This window comes from Stenotrophomonas sp. YJH_SMC_94-11, assembly GCF_059370435.1.
The window spans coordinates 852525-865015 of the sequence record NZ_JCAFTR010000001.1 but is presented as its reverse complement, the minus strand read 5'-3'; the positions used below and the strand labels follow the sequence as shown (position 1 = coordinate 865015).

Genomic DNA, 12491 nt, shown 5'->3' with positions numbered 1-12491 from the left:
CACGGCCGCCGAGTGTAGGCAAGTGCCCATAAAAGCGGTATGTGCCAAGCGTTTACCGGCGTGGAACCTAGGCTGCGATAGCGCCTTGAACCCGTTCCGTGCAAGGCTGCCATGGGCAGTGTCGGCGTGTGTCGGGGTGTATCCAGTGGTGCACCACCGCGGCCGTCATCGTAGAGTCGAACCTGCCCGACCGAGGGCGTCGGGCGGGGACGGATCCTGGCGGGGATCCGGCCCCGTTTTTTTATGCCCGGCGGATCAATACCGGTAGTTCAACTTCATCCACACGCTACGCCCCGGCTCGTTGATCCGCACCGGGTCGGCCGGGAAGCCGAAGTCGGCGCTGCCGGCCAGGTTCAGGTGCTCGCTGTAGGCGCGGTCGAACAGGTTGTCGACGCCGGCGCTGAGCTGCAGCTGCGAACTGAAACGGTACGCGGCATTGAGCGCGAAGGTGGCAAACCCGGCGCTCGGCCCGAGGTCCTGCGCGACCACGTTGCCCTGTCCATCTGCGACACGATGCTGATGGGTCACCGCGCGCAGCAATGCGCCGGCACTCCAGCGCTGGCCCTCCCAGTTCGCGCTCAGGCGTGCTTCCAACGGCGGCATCTGCGGCAGCGGACGCTGCTGGTCGCGGTTCTCTCCCCAGGCATAGGCCAGCGTGCCGCCCAGCTTCCACTGCTCGGTCAGGCTCACTTCCAACCCGGCCTCGGCACCGGCAATGCGCGCCTCGACGTTGCTGGCCTGGCTCATGCCCATCATGCCGCTGCCGTGGTAGGTGAACAGGATGTAGTCCTGGATCTGCCCGGCATAGGCCGAGACCCAGGCCTGCACGCGCGGTCCCTTGTACTGCAGGCCCACGTCGAGCTGCGTGGTGCGCTCGGGCTGGATGCCGGCAAACGCGTTCACTGCACCGGCCGGTCCGTGGTCGGGCGAGAACAGCTCCCAGTAGTCGGGCATGCGTTCACTGTGGCCGAGGCCGGCGTACCAGGTCAGGCCGTCGGCCAGGTCCTGCTCGTAGCGCAGGAAGCCACTGCCGAGCCACGCCTTGCGCTTTTGCTCGGCCGTTGGGTTGGGCCGGCTGCCCATCATTCCACGGATCGACTGCCGCTCATCACGCACGCTGGCACGATCGATGCGCAGGCCGCTGATCCAGCGCTGATCGGTGCCGGCCCCGAGGGTCAACTCGGTGAAAACGCCATAGCGGCGGAAGCTGGCATCGGTCTGCCACGCCGCCTGGCTATAGGTGCCCCGGCCCATGCCCATTCGCCCACGATGGCGGCTGTCCTCGCCATCCACACCCGCCACCAGTTGCACGTCCTGCCAGCGCCACTCGGAACTGACCCGGCCGCCCTGGGTGCGTCGGTCCACGTTCGATGCCATCGGCATCGGCATCATGCTGTGCGGATTCGGCGTTCGCAGCGTGTAGTTGTCCATCACGTGGTCGGCCTCGTTGTAGTACACGTTGGCCTGCACTGTGTCCCACGCACCCGGCAGATTGCGCTTCTCGAAGCGCGCGGCGTAGCTGGTGCGTTCGAACGCGGCACCGTCCATGCCGCGCCCCGCGTAGCGTGCGATCGCATCGCCGGCACCGGCAGAAATTTCCAGCAGCGTGTCGGCATCCGGCGTCCAGCCGATCGCCACGTCACCGTTCCACTTGCGCCACTTCGATGGCACCACATCGCCGTTGCCGTCCTTGTAGTCATCGGCTTCGGAACGGTTGCCGCTGGCGCGCACATAGCCGGTCGGGTTGCCCAGGGTCAGGTCCAGCACCTGGTCGTTGCGGTTGCGCGAACCGACCAGCGTACTGGCATCGGCACGCAGGCCCGGTTCCTCGAAGCGCGGTGTATCGCGTTCGAAGCGCACGGTGCCGGCCGAGGCACCTGCCCCCCAGCGCACGCTCTGCGGGCCCTTGATGATGGTCAGGCGGTCGAAGCTCTCCGGTGCGATGTAGGACAGCGGGTTGTCCATGCGCGAGGGGCAGGCACCGATCAGGTTGCCGTCATTGCTGAGGATGTTCAGGCGCGAACCCAACATGCCGCGCAGCACCGGGTCACCGTTGGTGCCGCCGTTGCGGATGGCGGAGAAGCCAGGAACGGTCTTCAGGTAATCGGCGCCGTCACTGGCAGGGACCGGCTGCCGCGGCAGGCGTGGATCGGTCACCCAGTGCAGTGGCGACGAAGGCGCGGCGGCGGTGACCACCAGCGTATCGAGAGTGCGCGCCTCTTCGGCGGGCGCGGCATGGGCCAGCGTTGCAGCTGCGGCCAGGCCAAGGGCAACCGGCAGGCGCACGCAGGCGCCGGCGGGGCGGGAAGTCATTTTCATCGGAACAGCTCCAAGGTACGCACGCGCGCACGGCGCCCGGTCAGGCGTCGTGCGGCAGATTCGACAGGAAAATCAGCGGACGATGGAGGCGCGCGGTGGCCCACGCGCGGCGTGTGCCGGCCAGCGCAGTGCCGGCAGTACCTGCTGCGACCACGGGAATACCAGCCGCGGCCGCCACAGCAGTGGCAACAGCACCACCAGTACAGCCAGCCACGGCAGCAGGCGCATGGCCAGCACGCAGTATTCGCAGGCTTCGCCATGCATGGCGTGGGGATCGGCCGGTGGGGTCGGACTCCGTTGCCCGTGCAGAGGGCTCTGACCCACTGCGGCAGCGTCGTGGTGCATGTGCGCGTGGTCCATGCCTGCCATCGCCGCGTGGTCCATCGGCGGCGCCTGCAGCGCGCGGCTGACCAGTGGCGCAAGCACCATCAGCAGCGTCGCCAGGACGGCGAGCTGCAGCAGGAGGCGCTGCGGGCGGGACAGGCGGGTCACCCCGCTAGTGTAGAGGCGGGTCCAGGGTTGCCCGTGCGACGAACCGTCGCAGGAGGGGGTTTATCGGCAGGGCTTGCAGCCCTGCACCTGCAGAGGCCACGGCAAGAGCCGAAGCAACAGCAAAAGCAAAAGCGGTTTCCTGTGGGTAGGCGGGGTGGGTCCGGCTGCGGGGGACGCCGTAAATACGTCCATGTAGCCTCGGTCGCGCCATCCATGGCGCTCACGCCCCCGCAACCGGACCCACCCCGCCTTCGACAGTTTTCTGCGGTCTGTTGGAACGGCTCTTGGGGTCAGATCCGTTTTCCGCAGGAAAAACGGATCTGACCCCAGATGCATTTCGATATCTGACAGATTTCATCTACGCATGGCGTGGATCTACCGTGTCGACCAAGGTCGACACCTACCAACAGCCATCGGAATCTGTCAGAGGCGGGGCGGTGTGGGCAGGCAGGACCGTTGGCGCCATGGATGGCGCCATCGAGCCCCCAGGGATAGGTTTACGGCGTGTCCTGCCTGCCCACACCGCCCCGCCGCCCCACGGAAGCCAGCAGTTGCTGTTGCTTCGGCGTTTGCCTTTGATTCGGCAGGTGCAGGGCTGCACGCCCTGCTCGACCCACCTCACACCGTGATGGTCTGGGTCAGAGACTCCCAGGTCGGTGGCACCGGCCACGCTGCGGCCTGGTTGCCATCCAGCACCCGCCGCAGGTCGCGCGGATCAATCTGTGGGGCCAGCACGTGCACGAGCTCCAGCGCGTAATCACGCAGCACGCGGTCGCGCGGCAACACCGCCCAGGCGATGCACTCGCTGATCGGATCCGGCGCCGGCCACGACCTCAGGTCTTCGTCATTGGAACTGACCGCCATCTCGGCCAGCAGGCCTACGCCCAGGCCCGTGCGCACGTAGGTCTTGATCAGGTCGGCATCGAGCGCGGTCAGCGCCAGGTCGGGCACCAGCCCATTGGCGGCGAAGGCGCGTTGCAGGGAAGAGTTCGGTCGGGTCGAGGATTCGTAGCTGATCAACGGCTGGCGGGCCAGCGCGGCCAGGTCCGGTGCACGGCCGGCGCGGTCCAACGGGTGGCCCTTGGGTACCACCACCAGGCGCCGCCAGCGGAACAGCGGCACTGCGATGCCGTCGGTTGGCTCACCGCCTGCGGTGCTGATGATGGCGATATCGGCGTCACCCTGGTTCAAGCGGTCCAGCGCGTCGGTTTCACCGGCCTGCTGCAGGTGCACGCTGACCTGCGGATAGGCCTGCTTGATCGCCGCCACCGCCGGCGGCAACACGAAGCGCGCCTGGGTGTGCGTGGTGGTCAGGATCAGCTGGCCCTGGCTTTCGCGCCGCTGGTTTGCCGCATACGTACGGATGTTGTTGGCTTCGGCCAGCACTGCGCGGGCACGCGCGATGACTTCGGTTCCGGCCGGGGTAACCGACTCCAGGCTGCGCCCCTTGCGCACGAACAGCAGGAAGCCGAGCTCGTCCTCCAGCTGCTTGAGCTGCTTGGACAGGCCGGGCTGGGTGGCGTGCACGCGCGAGGCGGCCAGCGTGATGTTCAGCTCGGCGTCGGCGATGGCTACCAGGTAGCGCAGCTGGGTCAGCGTCATGGGCAGGCAGGCGGCATGGGGCGGAAGTCCACTCTAGGGTCAATTGCCGTCACCAGCTTATAACCAAAGGTTGTTTAAGAAAGGTATCTGGTCATTTCCGGGCGTCATATGCCGGCGCTACGGTCAGCCGGCAGCCGCTGGCCTGAACGGCCAGCCCTCCCCCCTTCGCCCGCCGTGACCCGTCGCGGCCCCGTTTCCGGAGCGCTCCCATGGCCCTGTACGACTCCATCCTCGATACCGTCGGCAACACCCCCATCGTCAGGCTGCAGCGCCTGGCGCCGCCACAGGTCAGCGTCTACGCCAAGGTCGAGTCGTTCAACCCGGGCGGCTCGGTGAAGGACCGCCTGGCGCTGGCGATCATTCTCGATGCCGAAGCACGCGGCCTGCTCAAGCCGGGCGACACGATCGTGGAGGCCACCTCGGGCAACACCGGCGTGGCACTGGCGATGGTCGCCGCCGCGCGCGGCTACAAGTTCGTGGCCACCATGGTCGAAACCTTCTCGGTCGAGCGCCGCAAGCTGATGCGTGCCTACGGCGCCAAGGTGATCCTGACCCCGGCCGCCGAGCGCGGCAGCGGCATGGTGCGCAGGGCGGCTGAGCTGGCCGAGCAGCACGGCTGGTTCCTGGCCAGCCAGTTCGCCAACCCGGCCAACCCGGCGTATCACCGCAACACCACCGCTGCCGAGATCCTGCGCGACTTCGCCGGCAAGCGGCTGGACTACTTCGTCAGCGGCTGGGGCACCGGCGGCACGCTCACTGGCGTAGGCGAAGTGCTGAAGGTGGCACGCCCGCAGGCCCGCATCATCGCCACCGAACCGGCCGGCGCCGCCCTGCTCAAGGGGGATGACTGGAAGCCGCACAAGATCCAGGGCTGGACCCCGGACTTCGTGCCGGACGTGCTCAACCGCGACGTGGTGGATGAACTGGTCTCGGTCGAAGACGATCGTGCGATCACCACCGCGCGTCGCCTGGCCGCCGAGGAAGGCATCTTCGTCGGCATCTCCGCCGGCGCCACCGTGGCCAGCGCGCTGGACATCGCTGCCCGCGCTGAACCGGGCTCGGTGATCCTTGCGATGCTGCCGGACACCGGTGAACGTTACTTCTCCACGCCGCTGTTCGCCGATGTGAACGAAGGATCCGACGACGACTGGCTGGCCGGCCTGCCGTGATGCGATCCGCCGGGCATGGCCCGGCGCTACCGACGTCCGACTGCAGGTAGCGCCGGGCCGTGCCCGGCGTGCGCCCTGCTTCAGCCTGCGTGAAGGCGTCGCCCGCCATCGTGCGCGAAGGCCGTTGGATCGCAGCGCGTGAGACGGTCATGACGCAGCATCGATGCCCTGTCCCCTACCGTGGGAACAGCCGGCGCAGATGCTGCGCGGATCACCTCACAGGCAGGAGACGGACGCATGAAGATCGAGGTTTGGCAGGGCGACATCACGACCCTGGCGGTGGATGCGATCGTCAACGCGGCCAATGAAACGCTGCTCGGTGGCGGCGGTGTCGACGGCGCGATCCATCGTGCGGCCGGCCCCGCCTTGCGGGCAGAGTGCGAGCGGTTGCCGGAGCTGCGCCCGGGCGTGCGTTGCCCGACGGGTGAAGTGCGCGCCACCGGTGCCCATGCGTTGCCGGCGCGCCATGTACTGCACACGGTAGGCCCGGTCTGGCACGACGGCCAGCGCGATGAACCGGCGTTGCTGGCCAACTGCTACTGGAAGTCACTGCAGCTGGCCGAATCACTGGGCGTGCAGTCCATCGCCTTCCCGGCGATCAGCTGCGGCGTGTATGGCTATCCGTTGTACCAGGCCGCGCAGATCGCTGTCACCGAAACACTGGCCTGGCAGCGCAGCCATGCGCAACCGATGCGCATCGTGCTGGTGGCGTTCAATACCGCGACGGCCAAGGCCTACCAGCAGGCGTTGAGCGCCGCCGGGCAAAGCGCGGACAGCGAACCGCGCGGGTCGCTGCTGCCGCCGCTGGGGGATGCGGGCTTTGCCGCCGCGCACTGAACCGTGGTGCTTCAGGTAAAAGAAAAGGCCGGGCATTGCCCGGCCTTTTCCGTTGCAGCGTAGTGCTCTTCCACGCACGGCGTGGATCACACTCAGCGACTGGAGGCTTCCACCGCGGCGGCATCATCGGCCACGGCGGCTGCGTCTGCCGCGGCACGTGCCGCCGAGGCTGCGGCCCCGTCGGCGCTCGCGCCATCCACCTGCACGCGCACTTCCACCATGCCTGCGCCATTGTTCAGGCTGGACACATCGACGGTGTAGTGACCGGCCGGCAGGGTCTCTTCCAGGCGTGAATTGGTACCGTTGCCGCCGTCGTCGTCGGTCAGCTCGACATCGCCGCCAACCACGCGCAGCAGGGTATCGACCTGGCTGGAGATCGCATCCAGGCGCACATCGGCCGGGCGGTCCAGGGACAGCAGGAAGCGGCGGCGGCCATCGTTGTCGAGCATCGTGTACACGCTCCCCGACTTCGGCAGTGCCGTGCCATCGCGCTCGACCAGATTGCCGGGCAGCTCGATGCGGGTGGCCGACAGGGTGAACATGCCGCTGACGCCGTCGCCCAGGCCACGCGCGGTCAGGGTGTACTTGCCCGGCTTCAGCGACAGGGTCAGGCGCGAGTTGGTGCTGTCACCGCCGTCGTCATTCTCGGCATCCACGCCCTGGCCCGACAGCTTCAGCACTGGATCGAAGACATCCGACACCAGGCGGATCTCGTACAGGCCGGCCTTGTCCACCTGCAGGGTGTAATCCTGGGAACCACCGGCCAGCATGTCGACGATCTCGCCGCTGCCCGCCAGCGGCTTGCCGTCGTACGGCACCAGCTTCTCGGCACGCAGGCGGTACGGACCATAGTCGGTCGAGCCGTTGGCGTTGACCGCCACCTGGTAGATGCCGCCACCGTTGGCACGGAAGGCCAGCGAGACGTCGCCTTCGCGCTCGTAGCCGGTGTTGCTGCTGGCCACCAGGCTGCCGTTGTTGAACACGGCAATCGAGCCGCTCAGCGAACCGGTCAGCTTCAGACCGACCAGTTGCTTGTCTTCCAGCTTGATCTGGTAGAGCTGGTGGTGGCTGCCGTCGTTGTAGTTGATGCCGCTGCGCGAGGTGATCTCGCCGGAAACCGGCTTGTCGAAATCGAGCGACGCGGCCTTGCCTGCGTCACCACCGCCACCGAGACGGTTGCAACCGCCGGCGACCAGGACCGTGGCGACGGCCAGTGTGATTGCTGCCAAACGCATGTTGTTTCTCCTTGGCCTTCCATGTGGTTCCCACGCACCGGCCAGGCGCATGGGGGCGGAAAAGATACCCGCAAAAGCAAACGCCGGCGTGATGCCGGCGCTGCCTTGTTCATCCAGCGATGGGACGGATCAACCGTTCCACTTGCCCAGCGCCGCCAGGCCGTTGTCCCTGGCGCGCTCGTACACGGTCTTCTGGGCAGCAGCGTAGTTGCCCTTCATGTCCTTGGCCCACAGCTTCAACGCGGCCTGCTGCATGGCGCGGCCGTAGGAGAAGCTCAGCGGCCACGGCAGGTTGCCCAGCTGGTTCATCGCGTTCAGGTGCTCGGTGGACTGCTCGTCGCTCTGGCCACCGGACAGGAACACGACGCCCGGCAGGATCGCCGGCACGGTGCTCTTCAGGCACATCACCGTCGACTCGGCCACTTCCTCGACGTCGGCCTGCTCATCGCAGCCCTTGCCGGAGATGACCATCGACGCCTTCAGGATGGTGCCTTCCAGCAGCACGTTCTGCTGGTACAGGGCGTCGAACAGCGAACGCAGGGTGGCTTCGGTGACTTCGTAGCAGGTCTCGATGTCATGATCGCCGTCCATGATCACTTCCGGCTCGACCATCGGCACCAGGCCGCATTCCTGGCACAGCGCTGCATAGCGGGCCAGCGCATGGGCGTTGGATTCGATGCAGGTACCCGACGGGATGCTCTCGCCGATGTTGATGACTGCACGCCACTTGGCGAAGCGCGCGCCCAGCTTGTAGTACTCCTGCAGGCGCTCACGCAGGCCATCGAGGCCTTCGGTCACCAGCTCGCCCGGGCAGCCGGCCAGCGGGTGCGCACCCTTATCCACCTTGATGCCCGGAATCATGCCGTGGTCGGCCATGTACTTGGCGAACGGCACGCCGTCCTTGGTCGACTGGCGGATGGTTTCGTCAAACAGGATGGCGCCGGAAATGTGCTCGTTGAGCTTCGGCGTGGTCAGCAGCAGCTCGCGGTAGGCGCGACGGTTCTCCTCGGTGTTCTCGATACCGACGCCGGCGAAACGCTTGGCGATGGTAGCGGTGGATTCGTCGATCGCGATGATGCCCTTGCCCGGGGCGACCATGGCCTGGGCGGTTTCAGCCAGCTGTTCGATGCTCATGTATTTCCTGTGGCGGGTGCGGGAAAAACACAAGTATAGCCCCGCGGCCCGTTGCCTCGGTGTCGAGGTCAGGATGGAAACGATTCCAATGTCCGCACAGGACAACGGATGTCCTGCTGGGTTGGGGTCAGAGCCGCTGCGCGGATCTGACCCCGGGTCGGATCCGCGCAGCGGCTCCGACCCGATGTGGCCAGCGCTTACAGGTCGCCCAGGCCGATGGCGCGGCCGTCCTCACCCACTTCCAGCAGGCGCAGGGTATTGGTGGCACCGTGGGTTTCCATGTGCTCGCCACTGGTGAACACGACGCGATCACCAGCCTGCAGCAGTTCCGATTCCACCAGCAGGCGGATGCTGCCGCGCGCGGCTTCACGCGGGGTCAGGCCGCGGCTGTCGAAGTTGATCGGGAACACATCGCGCATCAGCGCCATCTGCCGGCGCGCACCGTCATGGCGGGTCACCGCGAACACCGGCGCCTTGGCCCGGAAACGCGACAGGTAACGTGCGGTGCCACCGGATTCGGTCATCGCCACGATCGCGCGCACGCCCACATGCTGCGACAGGAACATGGTGGCCATGGCAATCGCCTGGTCGGCACGTTCCAGGTTGCGCGGCGACGCGTTGAAGTCGGTCTCGGTCTGGAACTGGCGCTCGGCACCCAGGCAGATGCGTGCCATCGCCTCCACGGCCTTGACCGGGTAGGCGCCAGCGGCAGTTTCCGCCGACAGCATCACTGCGTCGGTGCCGTCGATGACCGAGTTGGCCACGTCCAGTACTTCGGCGCGGGTCGGGATCGGGCTTTCCACCATCGACTGCAGCATCTGCGTGGCGGTGATCACCACCTTGTTCTGCGCCAGCGAGGCCTTGATGATCTTCTTCTGCAGGCCCGGCAGCTCGGCATCGCCGATTTCCACGCCCAGGTCGCCACGGGCGACCATCACCACGTCACTGGCCTCGACGATTTCTTCCAGGTTCTCGATTGCCTCGGTGCGCTCGATCTTCGACACCAGCGCGGCATCACAGCCGTGCGAACGGGCGATGTCGCGCGCATCGTTCATGTCCTGCGCATTGCGGCAGAACGACACGGCGATGAAGTCCACGCCAATCTTGGCAACGATGCCGATCAGCTCCTTGTCGCGCTCGGTCAGCGCACCCAGCGAGAGGCCGCCGCCCTGCTTGTTCAGGCCCTTGCGGTCGGACAACACACCATCGTTGAGCACGGTGTTGACGATACGGTCGCCCTGTACTTCCACCACCTGCAACTGCATCAGGCCGTCGTCGAGCAGCAGCACATCACCCGGGCCGACGTCCTGCGGCAGGCCGAGGTAGCTCACGCCCACCTCGCTGGCAGTGCCCGGGCCGGCGTTCTCGCTGGCGATCAGGTCGAAGCGGTCGCCCGCCTTCAGCTGCACCTTGCCTTCGGCGAAGCGCTCGATGCGGATCTTCGGGCCCGGCAGGTCGGCCAGGATGCCCACTTCCACACCCACGCGGGCCGCAGCGGCACGCACTTCGGCGGCACGCTTGGCCTGGCCGGACGGATCGCCATGGCTGAAGTTCAGGCGCACCACGTTGACGCCGGCGCGGAACAGATCCTCCAGCACGCCCGGCGGGTCAGTGGCCGGACCGAGGGTGGCAAGGATCTTGGTGCGACGCTGACGCTCGAACATGGTGGATGGGCCTCTCCCGATAAAGAACGGAAATTAGCACATCCTTCACGCCGCATGTATACGGTTACAGCCTTGTGCCGCCTGACTTCGCGGGTCATGGAACGGACATCATCCGGACATACGCTGGCGCAGGGGGGCGGTTCTGTGGAGCCGAGCATGGGCTCGGCTCCACAGGAAGCTACGCCAGCAGCGCTTCCAGCTGCGCCGGCTCACGTGCCAGCTGGCTGGCACCGGCTTCGGTCAATTCCGCCTCTCCGCCAAAGCCCCACAGCACGCCGACACTACGCAGGCCGTGGTGGCGCGCGCCTTCGATGTCCATGCGCCGGTCGCCGATCATCCAGCACTGTGCAGGCTGCACCTGCAGCCGGCGCAGTGCCTCGCCGACCAGTTCCGGCTTGTGGCTGCGCGAGCCATCCAGGGTTGAACCGACGATCTCCTCGAACAGCCCACCGAACGGCAGGTGGGCGAGGATGCGGCGCGCGTGCGGCTCGTTCTTGGCGGTGACCACCGCCAGCCGGTGTCCACGGCCATGCAGCGTGCGCAGCGTGCCTTCCACCTGCGGGTACACCGTGTGCTCGCGCCAGCCTTCGACGTCGAAGCGCTCCCGGTAGTAGCCCACGGCCTGTTCCACCCGCGCCGGTTCGACGAACAACGGCGCGAAGGTGGTGCGCAGCGAAGGACCGATCCAGCCCAGCAGGGTTTCCTGCGGCGGCACCGGATGGTCCATCTTCTGCAGCGCATAGGCGATGCAGGCGGTGATGCCCACCTGCGAATCGATCAGCGTGCCGTCAAGATCGAAGAACAGCACATCCTTGCCGCGCTCGGCGCTCATGCGCCGCGCGCGTCGAGTGCGGCGACAGCCGGCAGGGTCTTGCCTTCCAGGAATTCCAGGAACGCACCACCACCAGTGGAGATGTAGCTGACGTCGCCGGCGATATCGAACTTGTCGACTGCGGCCAGGGTGTCGCCACCGCCGGCGATGGAGAACGCCTTCGAGCTGGCGATCGCGCGGGCCAGCGCTTCGGTACCCTTGCTGAAGGACTCGAACTCGAACACGCCGACCGGGCCGTTCCAGACCACGGTGCCGGCCTTCTCGATCAGCTGCGCGTACTGCGCGGCGGTCTGCGGGCCGATGTCCAAGATCAGGTCGTCTTCGGCAACGGCATCGACCGCCTTCACTTCCGCGGCAGCGTCGGGCAGGAACTGCTTGGCGGTGACCACGTCAACCGGCAGCGGAATGTCGGCGCCGCGTGCCTTGGCATCGGCCACGATCTTCTTCGCGGTATCCAGCAGGTCCGGCTCGTACAGGGACTTGCCGACGTTGTAGCCAGCTGCGGCGATGAAGGTGTTGGCGATGCCGCCACCGACGATCAGCTGGTCGACCTTGCCAACCAGATTGGCCAGCAACTCCAGCTTGGTGCTGACCTTGCTGCCGGCGACGATGGCCAGCAGCGGCTTGGCCGGTGCATCCAGCGCCTGCGCCAGCGCGTCCAGCTCGGCCATCAGCAGCGGGCCACCGGCCGCGACCGGTGCGAAGCGGATGACACCATGGGTGGAGGCCTGCGCACGGTGCGCGGTACCGAAGGCATCCATCACGAACACGTCGCACAGGGCGGCGTACTTCTTCGACAGGGCCTCGTCGTCCTTGCCCTCGCCGACGTTCATGCGGCAGTTTTCCAGCAGCACCAGCTGGCCCGGCTGCACGTCGACGCCGTCGACCCAGTCGCGCACCAGCGGAACGTCGCGGCCCAGCAGTTCGGACAGGCGCTGGGCGACCGGTGCCAGCGAATCGGCCTCGCTCCACACGCCTTCCTTCGGGCGCCCCAGGTGCGAGGTGACCATCACCGCCGCGCCCTGCTCCAGCGCGCGCTTGAGCGTCGGCAACGAAGCGGTGATGCGCTGTTCGGAGGTGATGCGGCCATTCTCGATCGGCACGTTCAGATCCTGGCGGATCAGCACGCGCTTGCCGGAGAGGTCGAGGTCGGTCATGCGGACAATGGACATGGGCAACTCTTTGGCTCGGGGACGGGATGCCGGTC

At 67.0% G+C, this 12491-nt stretch carries 10 protein-coding genes; 2 read left to right on the top strand and 8 right to left on the bottom strand.

The window, feature by feature from the left end; genetic code table 11:
• Positions 1-255: 255 nt before the first annotated feature.
• From AC5P74_RS03855 to AC5P74_RS03845, 3 genes are all read right to left on the bottom strand, one after another.
• On the bottom strand, positions 256-2319 hold the full coding sequence (locus AC5P74_RS03855; protein WP_346608108.1) for a TonB-dependent copper receptor: 2064 nt from the start codon (positions 2317-2319) through the stop codon (positions 256-258).
• Between the two features lie 72 nt (positions 2320-2391).
• Positions 2392-2811 carry a DUF2946 family protein gene (locus tag AC5P74_RS03850; protein ID WP_053500558.1) on the bottom strand — a complete coding sequence of 140 codons (420 nt, stop codon included), beginning with the start codon at positions 2809-2811 and terminating at the stop codon, positions 2392-2394.
• Positions 2812-3429: 618 nt separating this feature from the next.
• Positions 3430-4413 carry a LysR family transcriptional regulator gene (locus tag AC5P74_RS03845; protein ID WP_005418854.1) on the bottom strand — a complete coding sequence of 328 codons (984 nt, stop codon included), beginning with the start codon at positions 4411-4413 and terminating at the stop codon, positions 3430-3432.
• A gap of 209 nt (positions 4414-4622) precedes the next feature.
• On the opposite strand from AC5P74_RS03845, the gene cysK reads away from it, so the two are divergent.
• Positions 4623-5582, top strand: a complete 960-nt coding sequence (gene cysK, locus AC5P74_RS03840; RefSeq protein ID WP_053500969.1) for a cysteine synthase A — start codon at positions 4623-4625, stop codon at positions 5580-5582.
• Positions 5583-5819: 237 nt separating this feature from the next.
• Positions 5820-6419, top strand: a complete 600-nt coding sequence (locus AC5P74_RS03835) for an O-acetyl-ADP-ribose deacetylase (protein WP_049413164.1) — start codon at positions 5820-5822, stop codon at positions 6417-6419.
• Positions 6420-6511: 92 nt separating this feature from the next.
• Here the strand turns inward: AC5P74_RS03835 and AC5P74_RS03830 are convergent, their stop codons facing one another.
• From AC5P74_RS03830 to AC5P74_RS03810, 5 genes are all read right to left on the bottom strand, one after another.
• Entirely contained in the window at positions 6512-7654 is a 1143-nt protein-coding gene (locus tag AC5P74_RS03830) for an ABC transporter substrate-binding protein (protein ID WP_346608171.1), read from the bottom strand.
• Between the two features lie 129 nt (positions 7655-7783).
• Positions 7784-8788: a class I fructose-bisphosphate aldolase gene (locus AC5P74_RS03825; protein WP_005418861.1), complete on the bottom strand. Its 1005-nt coding sequence runs from the start codon at positions 8786-8788 to the stop codon at positions 7784-7786.
• A gap of 197 nt (positions 8789-8985) precedes the next feature.
• Complete coding sequence (pyk, locus tag AC5P74_RS03820) at positions 8986-10452, bottom strand: pyruvate kinase (RefSeq protein WP_005418863.1); 1467 nt, start codon at positions 10450-10452, stop codon at positions 8986-8988.
• Positions 10453-10630: 178 nt separating this feature from the next.
• Positions 10631-11284, bottom strand: coding sequence for an HAD hydrolase-like protein (locus AC5P74_RS03815; protein ID WP_065179512.1), 654 nt, complete (start codon positions 11282-11284; stop codon positions 10631-10633).
• Positions 11281-12456 carry a phosphoglycerate kinase gene (locus AC5P74_RS03810; protein ID WP_005418866.1) on the bottom strand — a complete coding sequence of 392 codons (1176 nt, stop codon included), beginning with the start codon at positions 12454-12456 and terminating at the stop codon, positions 11281-11283. Before AC5P74_RS03810 ends, AC5P74_RS03815 begins: the two co-directional genes overlap by 4 nt.
• Between the last annotated feature and the right edge of the window lie 35 nt (positions 12457-12491).